At 61.9% G+C, this 20,234-nt stretch carries 15 protein-coding genes; 8 read left to right on the top strand and 7 right to left on the bottom strand.

All coding sequences use genetic code 11. From position 1 onward, the window contains the following. Nucleotides 1-81: 81 nt before the first annotated feature. The gene (locus tag RL_RS33875; RefSeq protein WP_003550853.1) at nucleotides 82-1,065 is read right to left on the bottom strand and encodes an autoinducer 2 ABC transporter substrate-binding protein; all 984 of its coding nucleotides are present in this window, start codon (nucleotides 1,063-1,065) and stop codon (nucleotides 82-84) included. Nucleotides 1,066-1,310: 245 nt separating this feature from the next. Between RL_RS33875 and RL_RS33870 the strand changes: the two genes are divergently transcribed. Then, nucleotides 1,311-2,369, top strand: coding sequence for a LacI family DNA-binding transcriptional regulator (locus RL_RS33870; protein WP_011648976.1), 1,059 nt, complete (start codon nucleotides 1,311-1,313; stop codon nucleotides 2,367-2,369). Between the two features lie 90 nt (nucleotides 2,370-2,459). On the opposite strand, the gene RL_RS33865 is transcribed toward RL_RS33870, so the two are convergent. After that, nucleotides 2,460-4,001, bottom strand: a complete 1,542-nt coding sequence (locus RL_RS33865; protein ID WP_011648975.1) for a cation:proton antiporter — start codon at nucleotides 3,999-4,001, stop codon at nucleotides 2,460-2,462. 88 nt (nucleotides 4,002-4,089) lie between these two features. On the opposite strand from RL_RS33865, the gene RL_RS33860 reads away from it, so the two are divergent. Both RL_RS33860 and RL_RS33855 read left to right on the top strand, forming a co-directional pair. Further along, the gene (locus tag RL_RS33860; RefSeq protein WP_011648974.1) at nucleotides 4,090-5,319 is read left to right on the top strand and encodes a flavin monoamine oxidase family protein; all 1,230 of its coding nucleotides are present in this window, start codon (nucleotides 4,090-4,092) and stop codon (nucleotides 5,317-5,319) included. A gap of 18 nt (nucleotides 5,320-5,337) precedes the next feature. Continuing rightward, nucleotides 5,338-6,069 carry a nitroreductase family protein gene (locus RL_RS33855; protein WP_244432422.1) on the top strand — a complete coding sequence of 244 codons (732 nt, stop codon included), beginning with the start codon at nucleotides 5,338-5,340 and terminating at the stop codon, nucleotides 6,067-6,069. Nucleotides 6,070-6,072: 3 nt separating this feature from the next. On the opposite strand, the gene RL_RS41080 is transcribed toward RL_RS33855, so the two are convergent. Beyond that, nucleotides 6,073-6,195 (bottom strand): hypothetical protein, encoded by a 123-nt coding sequence (locus RL_RS41080; RefSeq protein WP_261315800.1) that lies wholly within the window; start codon nucleotides 6,193-6,195, stop codon nucleotides 6,073-6,075. Between the two features lie 31 nt (nucleotides 6,196-6,226). Further along, complete coding sequence (locus tag RL_RS33850) at nucleotides 6,227-7,411, bottom strand: MFS transporter (RefSeq protein ID WP_011648972.1); 1,185 nt, start codon at nucleotides 7,409-7,411, stop codon at nucleotides 6,227-6,229. A 445-nt stretch (nucleotides 7,412-7,856) separates the two neighbouring features. Between RL_RS33850 and RL_RS33845 the strand changes: the two genes are divergently transcribed. Further along, complete coding sequence (locus RL_RS33845; RefSeq protein WP_041936984.1) at nucleotides 7,857-8,153, top strand: hypothetical protein; 297 nt, start codon at nucleotides 7,857-7,859, stop codon at nucleotides 8,151-8,153. Between the two features lie 182 nt (nucleotides 8,154-8,335). After that, nucleotides 8,336-10,093, top strand: coding sequence for a cis-3-hydroxy-L-proline dehydratase (locus RL_RS33840; RefSeq protein ID WP_011648970.1), 1,758 nt, complete (start codon nucleotides 8,336-8,338; stop codon nucleotides 10,091-10,093). 157 nt (nucleotides 10,094-10,250) lie between these two features. On the opposite strand, the gene RL_RS33835 is transcribed toward RL_RS33840, so the two are convergent. Beyond that, entirely contained in the window at nucleotides 10,251-11,246 is a 996-nt protein-coding gene (locus tag RL_RS33835) for an MDR family oxidoreductase (RefSeq protein WP_011648969.1), read from the bottom strand. A 33-nt stretch (nucleotides 11,247-11,279) separates the two neighbouring features. Continuing rightward, on the bottom strand, nucleotides 11,280-12,035 hold the full coding sequence (locus tag RL_RS33830) for a FadR/GntR family transcriptional regulator (protein WP_011648968.1): 756 nt from the start codon (nucleotides 12,033-12,035) through the stop codon (nucleotides 11,280-11,282). 201 nt (nucleotides 12,036-12,236) lie between these two features. On the opposite strand from RL_RS33830, the gene RL_RS33825 reads away from it, so the two are divergent. From RL_RS33825 to RL_RS33815, 3 genes are read left to right on the top strand one after another with little or no spacing between them, the layout of a single operon-like run. Further along, nucleotides 12,237-13,649 carry an FAD-binding oxidoreductase gene (locus RL_RS33825; protein ID WP_011648967.1) on the top strand — a complete coding sequence of 471 codons (1,413 nt, stop codon included), beginning with the start codon at nucleotides 12,237-12,239 and terminating at the stop codon, nucleotides 13,647-13,649. After that, nucleotides 13,650-17,120, top strand: a complete 3,471-nt coding sequence (locus RL_RS33820; RefSeq protein ID WP_011648966.1) for an indolepyruvate ferredoxin oxidoreductase family protein — start codon at nucleotides 13,650-13,652, stop codon at nucleotides 17,118-17,120. A gap of 26 nt (nucleotides 17,121-17,146) precedes the next feature. After that, a complete protein-coding gene (locus tag RL_RS33815) occupies nucleotides 17,147-18,145 on the top strand; it encodes a nucleoside hydrolase (RefSeq protein WP_011648965.1) in 999 nt (332 codons plus the stop codon). Here RL_RS33815 and RL_RS33810 read toward each other — a convergent pair. Further along, nucleotides 18,123-20,228, bottom strand: coding sequence for an acetate--CoA ligase family protein (locus RL_RS33810; RefSeq protein WP_011648964.1), 2,106 nt, complete (start codon nucleotides 20,226-20,228; stop codon nucleotides 18,123-18,125). The two genes, RL_RS33815 and RL_RS33810, sit on opposite strands and share 23 nt — an antisense overlap. Nucleotides 20,229-20,234 lie beyond the last annotated feature (6 nt).

Here is a 20,234-nt window from a genome sequence, read left to right as displayed (position 1 = left end):
GCCATGGCCGGATACCGCTTTCTTTCCCGAACGCCGGGCCGGTCGACATGGACCAGCCCGACACCCGGGGAGGGGGCCTCTTCAGAGGCCCATAGCGGCCAGGTCGTCGACCGTATCCTTGTTGATCGGCAGCAGTTGATCGACGATGATGTCGTTGCCAACAGGCTTGATCACGCCGAGACCTGGAATGTCATCACCTTCCTTGACGCTCTCGCCCTTGATCAGGCGATCGGCGAGCGTGACGAAGACTTCGCCGGCCTGTTTCGGATTCCACATGAAGCCGCCCGATATCGCGTCGGACTTGATCAGCTTCTGACCCTGGCCCGGCGAGAACGGGCCGAGCACGAAGATTTTGCCCGTCTTGCGGCGTTCCTCGATAGCGCGCCCAGCGCCGATCGGACCCTGGCTGCCGAAGGCGAGGAAGCCGGTCAGATCCGGATGCGCAGCGATGAGATCGAGCGCCGTCGAGCGGCTCTTGTCGACGTCTTCCGCCACACCGTAGCGCTCGCCGACGAGCTTCATGTCCGGGTAATTCGCCTTGATATAGGCGATTGCGGCATCCGCCCAGGCGTTGTGGAGCGGCACGGTCAGCGAACCGACGAAGACGGCATATTCGCCCTTGCCGCCCATCTTCTCGGCGAGCAGCTTGCCATGCGCTTCACCGAAGCCGGTGGCCGATGCGAGTTCGAAATTCCAGTCGGCGCCCTTCTGCGAGGGCGATTCATGCGTAATGACCTTGATGCCGGCGGCTTGCGCCTTGGTGAGCACGGGCTCGAGCACCTTGGCATCGTTCGGAACCACGCCGATAACCTTGACGCCCTGGGCGATCAGATCTTCGATGGCGCGCACCTGGAGCGCCGGGTCGGCGCTGGTCGGGCCGATCATGAAGGCATCGACGCCCAGTTTCTTGCCCTGTTCCTTGATGCCGGCTTCCATCGCGTTGAACCAGGGAATGCCGCCGATCTTGACGACAACGCCGACCTTCGGCGCGTCCTGCGCAAACGCGACCACCGCCCCGGCAAGCGACAGCGATGCGGCAAATGCCGCTACGATAAGGCTCCTCATCCTCACTCCTCCTCAAAGGTCGCTCATACGAACGACGACCACCGGCCGGTTTGCGGCAGGTTGTTCCTGGTTGCTTCTTGGCGAGGGAATACCCTTGCCTCCCATCCCGCCTCCTCCGGCGAACCATCTTTGCACAATCGATCTTTCTTTTTTGCACAATCGATGGTGCAATGACTATCGATCAAGGTAGGGCTTTCGTCAAGAGGGGTTTGTTTCTAAGGGAAGCGACAAGGGAAAGGCGAGATATGACCGACATCGGCAAGAAGAAGGCGACGATCTACGATCTCTCGATGCTATCGGGTGCGTCGCCTTCCACGGTGAGCGCCGTGCTGAACGGAAGCTGGCGGAAGCGGCGTATCAAGGAGGCGACGGCGCAGCTCATTCAGAAGCTGGCAAACGAGCACGGCTATACGGCAAACCTGCAGGCCCGTGGCCTGCGTTCGTCCCGCTCCGGTCTCGTCGGCCTTCTGCTGCCGGTGCACGACAACCGCTATTTCTCCTCGATGGCCCAGTCTTTCGAGGCGCAGGTCAGAAGCCGCGGCCAGTGCCCCCTCGTTGTCAGCGCCTGTCGCGATCCGGAGGAGGAGCGCAAGGTCGTCGCGACGCTGATCTCCTATTCGATCGACGAGCTTTTCATCGCCGGCGCAACCGATCCGGATGGCGTGCACAAGGTCTGCGAAAAAGCAGGGCTGAAGCACGTCAACATCGATCTGCCCGGCACGCTGGCGCCATCGATCATCAGCGACAATCATGAAGGTGCGCGCATGCTGACACAGGCGATCATCGAGCGCGCGCAGGAGGATGGACCGCTTTCACCTGACGATCTGTACCTGTTCGGCGGCCGCAACGACCATGCCAGCCATGAGCGAATTCGCGGCTTCCGCGACGTAAAGCGCGCATTACTGGGCGCGGATCCCGACGTCTGCATCCAGCCGACCGGCTATTCACCCGCCATGACGGCGCGTGCCTTCGAAGCCTTCTACGAAGGCCACGGAAAGCTGCCGCGCGCATTCTTCGTCAATTCCTCGATCAATCTCGAAGGGCTGATGCGCTTCCTCGCCCTGCATCCGCACGAGACCTTCGCCGATATCATCGTCGGTTGCTACGACTACGATCCCTTCGGCTCTTTCCTGCCTTTCCCCGTCTTCATGATCCGGCAGGACAGCGAAACGATGATCACCAAGGGGTTTGCGATCCTCGATGCGGACCGCCGTCCGCCAATCACGCATCTGGTGCGGCCGACACTCGTGCCACCCCGCACGGCACTGACCGGCCCGCTCGACGCGCTGAAGGATATCGAGTAGCGCGCGCCGCCTCGTTGGAAACGCTGGGCTGACGGAGAACAGACCCTTTGATGCCCGATCGCGTTGGCATCAACAATTGCCTTATCGGATCTAGCTTTCTGTGATGCGGCGATCTTCATCCGAGTCGACGGAAAGCTGCTTCCAGTCCAGGTCTTCCTGCAGCTCGAGATATTGCGTCGCGCCGATCTGATCTGCGTCGCGCAATTCCTCGAGGCGCTGGCGCTGGGCGAGAACGGCCGCGATCGTCAGGTGACGGCGGCGATCGAGCGGCGAGGTCTCGTTTGCATCGGTTGATGCGGTCCAATGATCCTTGCAGATCGTCCGGATCGCTTCGGCCTCAGTGCCGTCTTCCTTCTCGAGCCGCAGAAAGGCAGCTTCGGCGAGCGATCTTCGGGCCGCCTTGAGTTCATCGCGGACTTCTGCCTGCCGACCGAGTTTCAGGAAATGGATCATCGGTGCCAGGGTCGCTCCTTGAATGACCAGGGTTGCGAGCACCACCGTAAAGGCCGTGAGCACGACCAGGTCTCGTTCCGGAAAATCGGCGGGGAGTGCGAAGGCCGTCGCCAGCGTAACGAGGCCGCGCATACCGGCCCAACCCACCAGCAAGGTCTCCCCGGATGTGAAAGGTGCCAGTTCACCGCCGCGCCGGTGGCGAGACGCGACGACGGCGTGAAGCAGGAACGCCATTGCCATGCGCGCCAGGATGACGCCGACCACCACGATGGCGGCAAATCCCATCGCCCGCTGGAGCTCTTCGGCCGACATCGCCTCAAGGATGCGGCGCGCCTGCAGGCCCATCAGCAGGAAAGCCACCACGTTCAACAGGAAGACGACAGTCGTCCAGACGGCGAAGGAATGCACCCGCATCCGTGGCGAATCCTTGACCGAAGAGAGAGTGGCGAGCGTCATTGCGCTCGCCACGGTGGCAAGGACAGCCGACAGGTGCAGATGTTCGGCGATCAGCCAGGTCGAAAAAGCGTAGACGAATTGAAGCAGGGTCCCGCCGACCGTGTTTTCGGTTATCGGACGAAGCCGCGAGACAAAAAAACCGAACGCGATGCCGAACAGGATCCCTCCAGGTGCGGCAAACCCCACCTGAAGCGCCGTCCCGGCATCCAGTCCGCCACGCGCCTGGACAGTCAGCGCGGCGCCAAAAAGCAGCAGCGCGGTTGCGTCGTTGAACAGGCTTTCTCCCTTGAGCAAAGCATCCACACGGCGGGCGACCGGCAAATTGGAAAGGACTGCCGTGGCGGCTGCGGCATCGGGCGGCGAAACAATTGCGCCAAGTGTGACCGCAACCGCAATCGGAAGCCCGACCGTCAGCATGCTGATCGACACGACCACGCCTGTCGTAACAAGAACAGCGACGACGGCATAGAAGAACAACGGCAGCAGCATGCGCCGCGCCGCGCCCACCGGGAAGTCATAGGCCGAATCGACAAGAACGGGCGCGATGAACAGAGCGAGCGCCGTCGGCGGATCGATCGGAATCGTGGGCGCGCCGGGCAACATCGCCACGGCGACGCCGGCGGCAGCCAGAATGCCGGGGTAGGGCAGGCGCATACGACGCGTGACCTGCAGCAGCAGGATGGCAACCGCCAGCAATGCAACAAGTGTTTCGAAGAACGTCATTTCAGCATACTAGCAGGCTTTCGAGCACATTGAAGCGGGTGCCGCCCCGATGTAAAGCTTGTGTCGTATCAAGCTGATGAGGGCGACGATGGACTACGAGGTTGCGATTGTCGGCGCTGGCGCAGCCGGCATTGCAGCAGCAAAAGGGCTGGCCGATGCCGGGCGCTCGGTCATCATCCTGGAAGCCAGCAACCGCGTGGGTGGACGGGCCTGGACAATCGAGCTGGCCGGAATGCCGCTGGATATGGGTTGCGGCTGGCTGCATTCCGCCGAGCGCAATCCTCTCGTCGCCATTGGCCGTGGGGCCGGGTTCAATATCGAGCGCGGGCCGACGGCGTGGCAAAGCCAGTGGCGCGATCTCGGCTTTACGCAGGATGAGCGCGCCGCGGCGGCAGCGGCATGGACCGCTCTTGAGGAGCGGATGCGGACCAATCCTCCCGCCAGCGACAGGGCGTCGGACGCGCTGGAGCCGGGCGGCAAATGGAACGCCTACTGCCAGTCCCTCAGCGGATATATGAACGGCGCGCCGCTCGATCGGCTGTCGGTCGCCGACTTTCTTGCCTATGACAATGCAGCGACCGACGCCAATTGGCGGGTGCAGGAAGGCTATGGAAGTCTGATCAGCGCGACCGTTCCGAACGTGGCCTTGCGCCTTTCGACGCCCGTTCGACGCGTGACATTGACCGCGAACGGCGTCCAGCTGGAGACCGACCGCGGTCCTGTCACGTCAGGTGCCGCGATCATCACGGCATCGACCACGGTTCTGGCCCGCGGAACCATTATCTTCGCCTCGGAGGCCGACGATCACCTCCATGCCGCAAGTCAGCTGCCGCTTGGCCTCGCAGACAAGCTGTTTTTGGAACTCCATGGCAATCATGGTCTCGAGCCGGAGACCCATCTGCTCGGCGACCCGCAAAATGCCGAGACCGGCAGCTATTATATCCGGCCGCTCGGCCGGCCAATCATCGAAGGCTTCTTCGGCGGAAACGGCGCTGTCGTCATCGAACGCGCGGGTTTGCTGGACGCATTTGCCTTCGCACTCGACCAGCTGTCATCGCTGCTCGGCAACAACATTCGCCGCCACTTGCGGCCCCTGGCAGCCTCTTCCTGGTGTCGTACCGATTGGATAGGCGGCTCCTACAGCCATGCACTGCCCGGCCATGCGAGCGCACGCGCAGTCCTGGCGCGACCGGTCGGTGACCGGCTGTTTTTCGCCGGCGAGGCAACGCACCAGTCCGACTTTTCGACCGCGCATGGCGCATGGGAAAGCGGGTTGCGGGCCGCCGACCAGGCTGCGGCCGTTCTAACACGCTCCTGATATAGCAGGGTGCATCTCGTGACCCTCAACACACCGATGCCACTGACCGACGTGCTCTCGGCCTATGTCGCCTTCAATGCGGAGCAGGGCGATGTCAGCGAGGCACAGGCACTGCTGGACGATCTGCTTGCCGTTGCCGGCCCCGGGCACAATATCCGGCCCGGCGGCAGCGAGGCGGTCAGTACAGCCGAGATCGTCAGGCAGGCGCGGATGGATTTTGTCTCCTTCATGGAGGCACGCCACAGCGTGCGCCAGTATGACAGCAACAGGACAGTCGCGTTCGAGAAGATCGAAAGAGCCATCCGTGCGGCTCAGCAATCGCCTTCGAGTTGCAACCGACAGACATGCCGCGTCTACGCCTTCACCGAGAAGCCGTCGATCGCCCGCGTTCTCGCCCACCATGACGGCAATCGCGGCTTCGGCGAGCTGCTCGGCGGCGTATTTGTCGTGACAGTCGACCTGTCGCACTGGAATACGGTCGGCGAACGAAACCAGGGATGGGTGGACGGCGGCATGTTCGCCATGACACTGGCGCTCGGCCTCCACGCGGAGGGGCTGGGCGCCTGCATGCTGAACTGGAGTGCTGCGCGCGAGCAGGATATCAAGATGCGAACCTGCGTCGGCATCCCCGACAACGAAATCATCATCACACTGATCGGCTTCGGCCACATGCGCGATGAATTCCGCGTGCCGGTATCGGCCCGAAAGCCGATCGACATGGTCCTGACGCACGAACCGTCGCTTCGATAAGCCTCAATCGTCGAGCGATCGCAGCGCTCGACACCCTCGGCCGATCGGGTAGTTCTTGAACTTCTTCTTCACCGGACTATCGCCATCGACATCCGGCAGGCGGCCGATGCCGTGGCGCTGAACCAATCGCGCAGCCGGAAACCGGCAGCACAATCCGTTACCCGTTGACGCTCCGAGCAGTCGCAGCGCTACCTCCGCCGGCAGCCCGGCGCGTAGCAAGCGCCTTGGCCGAAAAGAGCGCGTAAATGATCAGCGGAAGACAGACGAGATAGGATGTCCGGATGCCGGCATGTTCGGCAATGAAACCGAGCAGGGGCGGCGCCAGGAAGAAGACGACAAAGCTCATCTGGCCGAGGGCGGCGACGTTGAGATAGGCCGCGCGATCTGTGCGTTGGGCCGCCGCCGAAACGGCGAGAGGATAGACCGCGCTGCAGCCGGCGCCCATCAAGGCAAAACCCGCCAGCGCGACATAGGGATGCGGCGCCCCCGACACGGCGCAGACGCCGATCGCCGAAAGAACAAGCAACATCGTGGTGACGGCCCGCGCGCCAAACCGATCGACCAGCGGATCGACGAACAGGCGCGCCAGCGCCATGCAGAAGGTAAAGAGCGTCAATCCCAGTCCGCCAATGAAGGGCTCGACCGAAAACACGTCGCGCATATAGATCGCCGACCAGTCGATCCCGGCACCTTCGACGAGAAAGGCCGCGATGCCGATCACGCAAAGCGGCATTAGGCCCCAGGTGGGAAGCGCTACCAGCGGCGCCTTGCCTTCATGCAACGCGATCCGCGCCGGCGCATTCCGCATGCCGGAAATCGCCCAGATGCCGATGACAAGAACCGTGACAAAGGTCGCGGCGAGATGGAGTTCCATCGAAATGCCCGCTTGGCGGACGACCGAGGAGACAAGTGCTGTGACGAAGAAGCCGAGGCTCCAGAAACCATGCGCCCTGTTCATCACGCCGCGTCCTAGCTGCGCTTCGATGCGGTCGATCTCAACATTGAGATTGATCTCCAGCGCCCCGGCGAGCAGCCCCTCGATGAAGAGCACACAGAACACGACCGGCGCCGCACCGATCCACGGCACCAGCGATAGCAGCGCAGACGTGCCGAGAACAGTAATGAATGCCGTGGTACGCGCGCCGAGCCGAGCGATCAAGGGCGAAGAGAAAGTCAACGAAATCAAGGCGCCGATCGCAGCCCCTATCAGCGTTAAACCAAGTTCGGACTTATTGACGCCCAGCGCAACCTGCAAATCCGGCATCCTCGACAGCAGCGCCCCCAGCGACACAGCGAAGAGAAAGAAGCAGACATAGATCCGCTGCTGCGGCGCGATTTTCATGATGCAACTCCGGGGATTGACGCGTCGAAGCAGAACACGCGCGTATGGACCGGTGATGTTTATCTCACAGGGCCTGAGATCGAAACTTGTTTCTGAGGAAATGCGTCGAAGAAGGTGATCTTGGGGACCGGCGCGATTTGCCTAGCCGCGGTGACGTGCGCGGGCCGTTTGATCAAGCTTGCAAGCTCGCCGCCGCGATTCTGAACGCGAGCTTCCCTTCGCCGCCAGATACAGTTCCGTCACTTGAGATTACAGATCGCTTTCTGCATCAACAAGGTTGAACTCTGCGCCGCCGAGCCGACGGCCCCAGAGAATCTCCCAATGTCCCCGTCGTCATTCCCATGATGGTTTGCCGCGAACGCCTGGATCGCAACCTGCCTACCGCTATTGAACTTTGCCTTCCCGTTCAACGAAATCTATATTCCGTTCAACACAGGAGAATCTTATGGGTACCCAACCACCCACTGCTGCGGAAAGCGAAGCGAAAGTCGCGTTGGCCCGCAATAAGCTCGTACTCGAGCAAGCGAAGGCCGTCGGTCTCCTTGGCACGGCGAAGAATACCCGCTTGTCGGGGCGTGTGCCGTCGGAGTTGATCGAGGCAGCCAAGAAGCGTGCCCGTGTTACCTCCGACACCGAGCTGCTGGAATTGGCGCTTTCACGGCTGGCTCTCGAAGACGACTTTGGTCCGCGTCTGGTGGGCCGCAAGGGCCGCATCCCGACGGATATCGATCTTGGGATTTGATCTCTCTGAAACCCTCCGGTCACTAAAGCCCCAGAGGCACGTCGCGACGATCGAGCGTAGGCCCGACGAAGATCCTCCATGGGTTGCTAAGGGACCGGCAATCGGAGGGCCTCTGTTCCTGGATACCGGCCTCTATCTGGATGTGCTTGCTTGCACAGTCACCCACCTTCAAAGGCTCACAGATGGTCAACCTTCTTGATGGATGGATTTTCTCTGGTACCCCGTACGTGCGCGGCAAGGCTTCGGGCGATGTTGTTGCAAGCGATCTTGAACTAAGTTTCTGGGGTGGGGTCGATCCCTGGACCGGCGAGGTGATCGATCGGCATCACCCCTTGAGTGGCCGCTCTCTCAAAGACCATATCCTCGCGATCCCCGGGGGTAGGGGATCCTGCTCTGGAAGTGGCGTGATGTTGGAGCTTTTGCTGAATGGCAAAGGTCCTAAAGCGATGCTGTTCGAGCGAGAGGAGGATATCCTCACGCTCGGTGTCGTCATCGCCGAGGAGGTATTCGGTCAATCCATTCCCGTTGTGACGCTCACGCCCGAGAATTTTCGCAAAGTGGTGCGTTCGGCCTTTGTCGAAATCGACGGAAACGTGGTCTTCTGTTCGGCCGACGGGTTAGCAACGGACGCCATTCCGGCGCACAGCCAGCACTCTGGCCATCTTTTCGGTGACGTCGAATTGTCGGAGCTGGATAGAGCTTATCTGGCAGGTGATCACGGGAAGGCTGCGCAATCGGCGATCCGCATAATTCTCAGAATGGCGAAGCTGCAGGGGGCCGCTCAACTGATGGATGTCTCACAGGTCCACGTCGACGGCTGCATCTACACCGGACCCGGCTCGCTTTCGTTTGCCGAAAGGTTGCGTGATCTCGGCGGGCGCGTCGTGGTACCGACGACACTCAACTCGATTTCGGTCGATCATCGACGCTGGCGCTCGCAAGGTATTGATCCCGTTCTGGGCGAACCGGCCAGCAAGCTGGGTGACGTTTATGTCGAGATGGGCGCGCGGCCGACCTTCACCTGCGCGCCCTATCTGCTCGAGACGGCTCCCAGGATCGGCGAGCAGGTGGCCTGGGCAGAATCGAATGCCGTCGTCTACGCCAACAGCGTTCTTGGCGCGCGGACAATGAAATATCCGGACTTTCTCGACATTTGCATCGCACTCACCGGCCGCGCGCCGCTGGCAGGTCCACACATCGACATCAATCGAAAAGCCGGGCTCGTCATCAGCGTCGGCAATATCGAGGGCATCGACGATTCCTTCTATCCGCTGCTCGGTTATCACATCGGCACTCTGGCATCGAACCTTATCCCTGTTGTCACCGGCCTCGATCAGGCCGATCCAACCAATGATGATCTTAAGGCTTTCGGTGCGGCCTTTGCGACCGTTTCCAGTGCGCCGATGTTTCACATCGTGGGGGTGACGCCTGAGGCAAAGACGCTGGATGCCGTTGCCCCCGCAGGCATCAGCATTCCTTCGATCGATCTTCGGCTCGAGGAACTTGCGTCGAGTTGGGAGGAACTCAACAGCGCCGACGAGGAGCGCGTCGATCTCGTCTCGCTCGGCAATCCGCATTTCTCGCTCAGCGAAATCGAGAGGCTCGCGTCCATGTGTACCGGGCGAAAGAAGCATGTGGATGTGGCAGTGGTCGTTACCTGCGGCCGCGCAACATACGACAAGGCCAACGAAGCCGGGCTGATACCAGCCCTCGAACATTTCGGGGTGCAGTTCGTGACGGACACATGCTGGTGCATGATCACCGATCCGATTATTCCTACCCTTGCGAAAACCATACTGACGAACTCGGGCAAATATGCTCATTACGGGCCAGGGATAACCGGTCGACGCTTCTATTTCGGTGGCATGGCCGCATGCGTTGCGGCTGCATGTAGTGGGGTACATAGCAAGGCGGCGCCCCGCTGGTTGCGGCCGGCCTAGTGCTGCCGCTGGAGCAATCATTTTTCCGCTTCTGGCGACCATGGAGCGTGATGTCTTGATCACACCGCCAAAGTTTGAAGGGTTCAGGTCACGACCGCATGATTTTCGACAGTTCTCGTTCCTGCCACTTTAACGTTGTTTCGCGATCTTCTTCAGCTTAACCATTCACATCGATGACGGCCCGGCCGCGAATTTTGCCCGCGACAATGTCTTCAGCGAGTTGTGGCAGCTTGGACATAGGCTCAACAGTCGTCATGCTGTCGAGCTTGCCCTTGTCCATATCGCGGGCAAGCCGCGCCCATGCGGAAAGCCGCTGTTGGCGGGTGGCGATCACGGAATCGATGCCAATCAAGGTTACGGCACGCAGGATATGCGGCAGCACAGTGGCCGGAAGATCGGCACCGCCGGCGAGGCCGCAGCAGGCGATTGCGCAGCCGTGAACCGTCTGGGACAGTGCATTGGCGAGCGTCGTCGAACCAACACTGTCGATACCGCCGGTCCAGCGTTCCCTTTGTAACGGGCCACCCTTTTCGGCAAGCGTCGCGCGGTCGATGAAGGTGGTGGCGCCCAGAAAGGCGAGATAATCATGGGTCTCCGGACGGCCCGTGGACGCCGTGACGTTGTAGCCGCGCGCGGCAAGCAGGGCGATAGCCACCGAACCGACGCCGCCGGCCGCACCGGTGACCAGGACTTCGCCTTCGCCCGGCTTGATCGAACCCCATTTTTCAAGGGCATCGACGCAGAGCGCGGCGGTGTAACCGGCGGTGCCGATCGCCATCGCCTGTTGCAACGAGAAGGCCTCGGGCAGGGGGATCAGCCACTCCGACTTGACGCGCTGGTAACGGCCATAGGCGCCCCATTCGGTCTCCGAAAGGCCCCAGCCGTTCAGCACCACCTTGTCGCCCGGCTTCCATTCCAGCGATCGGGATTCGATCACGGTGCCGGAGAGATCGATGCCGCCGACCATCGGCATGCGGCGAGCGATGCGGCCCTTACCGGAGATCGCGAGGCCGTCCTTGTAGTTGAGCGTCGAATAGGCGATTTCGACCAGCACGTCATTGTCCGGCAGATCGGCGATCGAGAGTTGCCTGAACGCACCTTTCGGCTTGCCGTCAACGGTGTCGATCACCATTGCGGTGAAGGTCTCGGTCATTTCGTGCCTCCCGGTCTTTGATTTCTTAAGGATTCAAGCCGAAACCTGCGCGGCATCGCGTCCGGCGCGGGCGTTCAGGACGGCCGCATAGCTTTCGCGCACATAGGCGAGAAGCCGCGCCAACGCGTCCGTTGCCTTCGCATCGTCGCGGGCGCGCACGGCATGGATGATCTCCTGATGCAGCGATGCGACGTGGTGCCGCTCGCGGACCCGGAAGACGATCATGTTGGTGATCGGAATGAAGGCTTCGATCACGGTATACATCATCAGCTTCAACGGACCGTTGCCGGTCGATTCCACCAGCGCACGGTGAAAACGTACGTCCGAGGCGCAGAAACCCTCGTCGCTGATCGTCGGATCGAGCTGGACTGCGATCTCCGCCTCCATGGCGGCGAGATGGCTTTCGTCGCGGTTTGCGGCCGCCAGTCGGCAGCAGACGGTTTCGGTTTCCAGCCGCGCCGTGATGATTTCTTCGATATCGAAGGCGCCGATGCCGACTAGAAGCGTCGCCGCCCCAGTGATGGCCTTCGATAGACCCTCGGGATCCGGCCGCTTGACGAAATTGCCGCCAGCCGGGCCGCGCTTGGAGCGGATGAGATTCTGTGCCGCAAGACGCTTCAGCGCCTCGCGCACGGTCGGGCGGGAAATGCCGAAACTCTTGGCGAGATCCTCCTCGGTTGGAAGGCGCTCGTCGATCTTTAACCGGCCGTCCATGATGGCCGAACGGATATTGTCGGCCACCTGTTTGGCGATGCCCGTGCGGACAACCTCGTCGTATTTGAGGATCATTTCGCCCCTTCCCGATCTCTGGCCAACAGTGATGCCATGGGCGAATTCAAAAGGCTACTGCTTTTTAAATATAGGTTTGACAAATAGAGGAATGGGACTAACCTCACCCCCCGGATTAAGGGGTAAAGGAATGGGCGCAATCGCATTTGGCCGACCCTGGGGTGCACGGCCGGACCGTAGAGTTTCCAGGGGAGGGCGCCCGTGCCGTCTGACCGGTTGAGCCGTCTTCTCGCCCGCCTGGAAAACCGACTTGATGCAGCCGCAATCTTGAGCGGCGATGCCGTCCCCGATGCCTATTGCGCCGACGCAGCGGCGCAAGGCCAGCGGCCACTTGCCGTTCTGCGGCCCCGCAATTGCGCAGATGTTTCCGCCATTCTTTCTGCCGCCAATGATCTTGGCCAGCCGCTTGTCGTCCAGGGCGGGCGTACAGGTCTTTCAGGCGGTTCTCGGCCGGTCGCCGACGAAGTGTCGCTGTCGCTGGAGCGGATGAGCAGCATCGAATCCATCGACACGGTGGCACAGACGCTGATCGCCGGCGCGGGCACTCCGATGCAGGTCGTGCAGCAGGGGGCAAGCGATGCGGGCCTGTTCTTCGGTGTCGATATCGGCGCACGCGGCAGCGCCACGGTCGGCGGCAATATCGGCACCAATGCCGGCGGCATTCGCGTGCTGCGTTACGGCATGTACCGGGCGCAGGTCATGGGTCTCGAAGCCGTGCTCGCAGACGGAACGGTGCTGACCTCGCTCAAGGGCCTGCCGAAGGACAATTCCGGCTACGACCTCAATCAACTGTTCATCGGTAGCGAAGGCACGCTCGGCATCATTACCCGCGCCTGTTTGAAACTGCATCCCAAGCCGAAGATTGAGCGCAATGCGTTCTTGGCGCTTCCGTCGCTGGCCGCCGCGCAGGATCTGTTATCGAAACTGCGGGTCGAGCTTGCCGGGCTCCTTTCCGCTTTCGAAGTGATTTTCCCGAATGTCTACGAGGGCACCGTCGCGCATATGGGCATCCGCCCGCCGGTGGCGCCTCGTGCCGGCATGTATGCCATGGTTGAGATCCAGGGGCAGGCGCCGGATCAGGACAATGAGCGTTTCGAGACCGTGCTGGCTGCTGCGCTCGAGGACGGGCTGGCGAGCGACGTCGTGCTCTCCAATTCCGTTCGTGAATTTCAGACACTCTGGGCGATCCGGGACGGCATCAACGGATTTCTCACCGCCTGTGGTCAAAACGCCGGTTACGATATTTCAGTGCCACTTGGCCGCATGCAGGAGTTTCTCGACGCAACGGCCCAGTCGATATCGATGGTGGATCCAGGCGCGGTGTCGTTCATCTTCGGTCATCTCGGCGATGGAAATCTGCATTATTGCATGGTCACGAGCCGCGAAAAGGACGTCGCAAAGGCGGTATTTTCCGGGATCGAGCAGGTCGGCGGCGGCGTATCCGCCGAGCACGGCATCGGCACCGACAAGGTGGGCTATCTGAACTATGCCCGCAGCGAGGCCGAGATCGCCACCATGCGCCGGCTGAAAGCCGCTTTTGATCCGAACGCCATCCTCAATCGCGGGCGAGTCTTTGCGGCGCCGGTTTCGGTTGCACAGATGGAGCGGGCATAGATGTCGATCCACACCCAACCGGATATCCCGGAACCGAAAATCAGCCTGGACGACCGTTACACCCTCGAAAGGGGTCGTATCCTCGTCTCCGGAACGCAGGCGCTGGTGCGCCTGCCGATGATCCAGCGTCAACGGGATCTGGCGCGCGGGCTCAATACCGCGGGATATGTTTCGGGATATCGCGGATCGCCGCTTGCCGGTTTCGATCGCGAGATGGCGCGCGCCAAGAAGTTTCTCGATGCGGCACATGTGAAATTCCAGCCAGGCCTCAATGAGGACATGGCGGCGACCGCCGTCTGGGGCACGCAGCAGACCGGCATGTTTCAAGGCCTGCGCTACGACGGCGTGTTTGCCATGTGGTACGGCAAGGGCCCGGGCGTCGACCGTAGCATGGACGTCATCCGCCACGCCAATGCCATCGGTACCAACGCGAACGGTGGCGTGCTGCTATTGGTCGGCGACGACCATGGTGCGGTCTCCTCGACGCTTCCGCATCAAAGCGAGCACAATCTTATTTCGGCCATGGTGCCGATGCTCTCGCCGGCGGGGATCGGCGAATATATCGACTACGGCCTCATCGGCTGGGCGATGAGCCGGTACTCCGGGGCCTGGGTCGGCTTCAAGTGCCAGACGGAAATCGTCGAATGTTCGGCAACCGTCGATCTCGATCCGGACCGACCACTGATCGTCATGCCCGACGACGTGTTTGCGCCGGACGGCCTATCCCTGCGCTGGCCGGACGGGCCGCATGCGATGGAACTGCGGCTGGAGCGCAAGATGCTGGCTGTCCAGGCTTTTGCCCGCGCCAACCATCTCGATCGCGCGGTCTGGGGTGCGACCGGACGCGCAAAGCTCGGGATCGTCTCGACCGGAAAATCCTGGCTCGACCTGTTGGGCGCGCTGGCCCTGCTTGGCATCGATCAGGCCCGCGCCGCCGACCTCGGGCTTGCGCTCTACAAAGTCGGCATGGTCTGGCCGCTCGAGCCGCAGGGGATCGCCGAGTTCGCCGCGCGGGTCGACGAACTGCTCGTGGTCGAAGAAAAACGCTCGATCCTCGAAGACCAGATCAAGGCGCAGCTGTTCAACCTGCCCGCTGATCGGCGTCCGAGCGTGTTCGGCAAGGCCGGCGAAAACGGTGCGCCTCTGCTGCAGGCGATCGGCGAGATCGGCACGCTCTCCGTGGCAAAGGCAATCTTGTCGCGGCTTGGCGATTTCGATGCCGCCTTGCAGGCCAAGGCCCGTTTCGTCGATGAAATGGCGCTTGCCATGGAGATCGAGGCGACGGCCTTGAAGCGCGAGGCCTATTTCTGTTCCGGCTGTCCGCACAGCGTGTCCACCCGCCTGCCGGAGGGAAGCCGCGCTTCCACCGGCATCGGCTGCCACATGATGATCATCGGCAACGAGGATCGCAACACGTCAACCTTCACTCAGATGGGCGGCGAGGGCGGTTCCTGGATCGGCCTTTCGCCATTCACAGACGAGAAGCATATCTTCGTCAACATGGGCGACGGCACCTATTTCCATTCCGGTGTACTCGCCATTCGCGCCGCCATTGCGGCCAAGGTCAACGCCACCTACAAGATCCTCTATAACGATGCAGTCGCGATGACCGGCGGCCAGAAACATGACGGTGACGTAACCGTCCCAGGCATCGTTTCCCAGATGCTGGCGGAGGGCGCGACCCGTGTCGTCGTGGTCGCCGAACGGCCGGACGTGTGGCAGGGCAACCTTCCACGCGCGGTTTCCGTGCATCATCGCGACGAACTCGATGCGGTGCAGCGGGAGCTGCGAGATATCCCGGGCATCACGGTGCTGATCTACGACCAGGTCTGCGCCGCCGAAAAACGCCGTCGCCGCAAGCGCGGTGCCTATCCGGTATCCGACAAACGCGCCTTTATCAATGAACTGGTCTGCGAGGGCTGCGGCGACTGTTCCGCCGTGTCGAACTGCATCTCGATCGAGCCGCAGGAAACCGAGTTTGGCCGCAAGCGCCGCATCAACCAGTCGAGCTGCAACACCGACCTTTCCTGCATCAAGGGATTCTGCCCGAGCTTCGTAACCGTCGAAGGCGGCAGCATCCGCAAGCCGGCGGCGAAGTCGAAATCGGTCAAGACCGACGACCTGCCGCTGCCGGTTTTTACCGCGACGTTCGAGACGCCCTACAGCATGCTGCTTGCCGGTATCGGCGGCACTGGCGTTATAACGGTCAGCGCTATCCTCGCCCAGGCGGCACTTCTCGATGGCTTGGCCCTGACCACGCTTGACCAGACAGGACTTGCCCAGAAGAACGGCTCGGTGGTGTCGCATATCCGGCTGGCGAACAATCCGGCCCAGATCCACGCGGCGCGGGTCGGTCCTGGCGAAAGCGATCTCGTTCTCGGCTTCGACATTGTCGTGGCCGCCCAGAAGAATTCGCTGACCTCGTTTGCGAAGAACAAGACGCGGGCGGTGATCGACGACCATTTTGCGCCGACGGCGTCCTTCGTGAAGGACACGACGATCGATTTCCGGCAGGAGGCCACGTTGAAGTCGCTGCGCCGCGCGGCTGGGGACAACGCCGTCGAGACGGTTGCCGCGACGGATCTGGCAACTGCGCTGATGGGCGATGCAGTCGCTGCCAACATGTTCTTGCTCGGCCATGCATGGCAGCGTGGCCTGGTGCCGATCAACCTTGCCGCCATCGACAAGGCGATCGAACTCAACGGTACCGGCATCGCCATGAACCGCGCCGCCTTCGGCTGGGGCCGTCGCGCTGCGGTGGATATCGAGGCCGTGGCCCGTGAGGCCCGTTTCGTCAAGGCCGAACCCAAGGCCGAAACGCTGGATGAGATTGTCGCCAAGCGTGTCGCCTTCCTCACCGATTACCAGAGTGCGGCCTATGCAAAGCGGTATACGGATCTGGTGGGGGTTGCTGCATCCGCCGAGGCCCGGCTGGGTGGCCAGACGGGTTTTACAGAAGCGGTTGCCAAAAATGCCTTCAGGCTGATGGCCTACAAGGACGAATACGAGGTCGCCCGACTGCACCGCGACCGCAGTTTCGAAAGAAAACTGTCCGAACAGTTCGAAGGTGATTTCAAGATCAAGCATCATCTGGCGCCGCCGATGATTTCGAAGATCGACCGGCGTACCGGCCATCCGGCCAAGATCGCCTTCGGCGCCTGGATTCGACCGGCCTTCGCAGTGCTGGAAAAGCTGAAGTTCCTGCGCGGCACGTGGCTCGATCCATTTGGCCGCACTGCCGAGCGTCGGCTGGAGCGCCAGCTGATCGGCGATTATGTCACGCTCGTCATCGAGCTAAGCCAGTCGCTCGATGCCGGCAATCCGTCGGTTGCTACCGAGCTTGCTGGCCTGCCGGACATGATCCGCGGTTTCGGGCATGTCAAACTCGCATCCATCCAGCGCTTCGAAAAGCGCAAGAACGATCTCCTGGCGAAATGGCGGGCAAGCGAACCGCTCACCCATGTCGCCTAAATTTTGTTTCCGAGAGTGAGCCCCAAATGGCACAAAAAATCATCATCGATACGGATCCGGGGCAAGACGATGCGCTGGCCATACTCCTGGCTCTGGCGAGCCCGGAAATCGAAGTTCTCGGCATCGTTGGCGCTGCCGGCAATGTGCCGCTATTGCTGACGTCCAAAAATATCCGCAAGATCTGCGAACTCGCCGGCCGTCCAGACATCAAGGTGTTTGCCGGCTGCGATCGGCCGATGACCGGACCGCTAGTGACCGCCGAGCACGTGCATGGCGCGACCGGCATGGATGGCGCGGATCTTCCTGAACCGAGCATGCCGATGCAGGAACAGCACGGCGTCGATTTCATCATCGACACCCTGCAGAGCGAACCGGCCGGCGCAGTCACCGTCTGCACGCTTGGGCCACTTACCAATCTCGGCAAGGCGCTGACCCGGGCGCCGGAGATCGCCGGCCGGATCAAACAGCTCGTGCTGATGGGCGGCGGACTGTTCGAGGGCGGCAACATTACGCCCGCCGCCGAATTCAATATCTACGTCGATCCGCCGGCTGCAGCTGTCGTCTTCGGATCGGGCGTGCCGATCGTGATGATGCCGCTCGACGTCACGCACAAGACGCTGACGACACGGGTACGTGTCGCTGCAATCCAGGCGCTTGGAACTCCGCTCAGCGATGCCGTGGTCGGATGGCTTCATTATTTCGAACGCTTCGACGTCGCTAAATATGGAAGCGATGGTGGGCCGCTGCACGATCCCAACGTGATTGCCTATCTCCTGAAGCCGGAACTTTATTCCGGTCGTTTCTGCAATGTGGAGATCGAGACGGAGTCCGAGCTCACCAAGGGCATGACCGTCGCCGACTGGTGGGATGTCTCGGGGCGGCCGAAAAATGCGCTGTTCATGCGCGACGTCGACGCCGACGGCTTTTATGCGCTGCTGACGGAACGGCTCTCCTGGCTCGGTCGCGCGGATACGGCAGCCGAAGCTGCGCCGGGTCTGCTCGTCACGTCTTCGCGCGCGCGATGATCAGCGCGTCGAGAATGCGCACGCCCTCGCCATCCGGCAGAACGGCGACCGGATTGAGGTCGACAGCCTCGATATCGTCGCCATAACGGGCGGCGAAATCCGAAAGCTTGACCAGCAATTTTGCCAGCGCCTGGCGATCGGCCCTTGGTGAGCCGCGATAGCCCTCCAGCAGTGAGGCGAGCTTGGTTTTGCCGATCATAGCGTCGGCGCGGGCGAGATCGATAGGCAGAAGGTCGAAGGCACTATCATTGACCAGTTCCACCAGCACGCCACCGATGCCGACGACAAGGCCGAAACCGAAGGGCTCGTGGCGAACAAGCCCGACCAGCGCTTCCACGCCGCCAGTCACCATTTCCTGCACCGATACGCCACGCAGATCCGCATCCGGGGCGTAGGCCCGGGCGCTTGCCATGATCGCGTCGAAGGCTTGCCGAACCTCCGGTTCCGAGGCGACGCCGAGTTTTACGCCGCCGGCCTCGGTCTTATGCTGGATATCCGGCGACTCGATCTTCATCACCACCGGGAAGCTGAGTTTTGCGGCCGCGCTGGCGGCTTTATCGGCGCTGGTGACGAGGTATTGTTGCGGAACAGGCAGTCCCTCCGCAGCCAGCAGGTTTTTGGCTTGGCGTTCGGTCAAAGCACCCGCAGGCAAGGATTTTCTGTCGGAGGCTGCAGCTCCGGGCCATGATACAAGCCGGTTCTGATCGATCAGACTTTTGATAGCGGTCAAGGCGCTTTTCGTGCCGCGCAGGACAGGCACGTTCGACAGCTTCCCTTCGACGGCCGGATGGTGGCCGGAGGAGAGGTTGCTCATGAACACGATCGGTGCCTTGCCCGCTTCGGCATAATCCGACACCGCCTGGGCGATGCCGAGATATTCGCAGGCGCAGAAGTCGTCTAGTCCGACCGGCGCATCCTGCGAGGCGACGATCAGCCCGATCGATGGATCTTCGGACACGGCGGTCAGCACGTCGCGGTAGATTTGGCCGTCGGCAAAAACGATGCCGGTCGTATCGAGCGGGTTCTGCGGCGTGGCGAAGGACGGCAGCAGCGTCTTCATCTTCGCGACCGTCTCGGGCCGCAGGTCCGGCATCGAAAGGCCGGCTTCATCGGCAACGTCGGAGACATGCGCGACACCACCGCCGGACACGCCGACGATCGCGACACCGGGTTTTACCGGGCGTGTCTTCAACGTCAGGCATAGCGTTGCCGTTTCCATGAAGCCGTCCATGTCCGGCACTTCTATGATGCCGGTGCGGCGGAAGAAAGCGCGGTAGGCATCGTTGCTGCCAGCGAGTGAGCCGGTGTGGGCAGCCGTCGCCTGGGCGCCGCGGCTGGAGCGGCCAGCACGCAGCGCAATGACTGGTTTGTTGGCCGCGTGCATTTTTTCCATGGCCGCTGCCAGTTCCTCCGGCGCGCGAATGGCTTCGATGACGATACCGACCGTGCCGGTGTCTTCGTCGCTTGCCAGAAATTCGAGATAGGCGGGAATGTCGGTTGCAGCGCTATTGCCGGAGGAGACGATGTGGCTGAGGCCGAAGCGGGCGGTATTGCCGAGCGCGATGGCGCTGGCGCCAGAATGGGAGAGGATCGCAAAACGGCCCTTCTGGAGATTGGCCGAAAGACTGGAGGAATAAAGGGCCGCGCCTGATGTGAGATTGAAAAGACCAAGGCAATTGGGGCCACAGATGGCCATGCCGTAGCGCCCGGCGATCTCGACCAGTTGTCGCTGGCGTTCGCGGCCGGCTTCGTCCAATTCGGCAAAACCGGAGGCCAAAACGACGGCGGCCTTGACGCCGGTGCTGCCTGCCTCTTCCAGCGCTGCGATCACCTTGTCGGCGGCGATGCCGATCACGGCAACGTCCGGGGCGGCGTCGAGTGCGCGCAGGGAAGGGGCAGCGCGATAACCGAAGACTGCCTCCGCCTTAGGATGCACAGGGATGATCTTTCCCTGATACCCGAAGCGCATCAGGTTCTTCATCACGTAGCTTGACGAGGCGTCGGCGCGCTCGGTGGCACCGACGACCGCGACGGAGCGCGGCGCCATCAAAGCCCGCATGGCATCGATCGTGTTTGCGGGCATGGCCAG

The organism is Rhizobium johnstonii 3841, from assembly GCF_000009265.1.
GTDB lineage: Bacteria > Pseudomonadota > Alphaproteobacteria > Rhizobiales > Rhizobiaceae > Rhizobium > Rhizobium acaciae.
The sequence above is the reverse complement of the archived record's forward strand: the minus strand, read 5'-3'. Positions and strand labels throughout refer to the sequence as shown.

What these genes read in the sequence shown, in the direction of transcription:
- RL_RS33865 (WP_011648975.1), bottom strand. Translation starts at nt 4,001, where the DNA reads ATGACGTTCTTCGAAACACTTGTTGCATTGCTGGCGGTTGCCATCCTG.
- RL_RS33845 (WP_041936984.1), top strand. Translation starts at nt 7,857, where the DNA reads ATGGGTACCCAACCACCCACTGCTGCGGAAAGCGAAGCGAAAGTCGCG.
- RL_RS33820 (WP_011648966.1), top strand. Translation starts at nt 13,650, where the DNA reads ATGTCGATCCACACCCAACCGGATATCCCGGAACCGAAAATCAGCCTG.
- RL_RS33835 (WP_011648969.1), bottom strand. Translation starts at nt 11,246, where the DNA reads ATGACCGAGACCTTCACCGCAATGGTGATCGACACCGTTGACGGCAAG.
- RL_RS33830 (WP_011648968.1), bottom strand. Translation starts at nt 12,035, where the DNA reads ATGATCCTCAAATACGACGAGGTTGTCCGCACGGGCATCGCCAAACAG.
- RL_RS33850 (WP_011648972.1), bottom strand. Translation starts at nt 7,411, where the DNA reads ATGAAAATCGCGCCGCAGCAGCGGATCTATGTCTGCTTCTTTCTCTTC.
- RL_RS33840 (WP_011648970.1), top strand. Translation starts at nt 8,336, where the DNA reads ATGGTCAACCTTCTTGATGGATGGATTTTCTCTGGTACCCCGTACGTG.
- RL_RS33860 (WP_011648974.1), top strand. Translation starts at nt 4,090, where the DNA reads ATGGACTACGAGGTTGCGATTGTCGGCGCTGGCGCAGCCGGCATTGCA.
- RL_RS33815 (WP_011648965.1), top strand. Translation starts at nt 17,147, where the DNA reads ATGGCACAAAAAATCATCATCGATACGGATCCGGGGCAAGACGATGCG.
- RL_RS33875 (WP_003550853.1), bottom strand. Translation starts at nt 1,065, where the DNA reads ATGAGGAGCCTTATCGTAGCGGCATTTGCCGCATCGCTGTCGCTTGCC.
- RL_RS33870 (WP_011648976.1), top strand. Translation starts at nt 1,311, where the DNA reads ATGACCGACATCGGCAAGAAGAAGGCGACGATCTACGATCTCTCGATG.
- RL_RS33810 (WP_011648964.1), bottom strand. Translation starts at nt 20,228, where the DNA reads ATGCCCGCAAACACGATCGATGCCATGCGGGCTTTGATGGCGCCGCGC.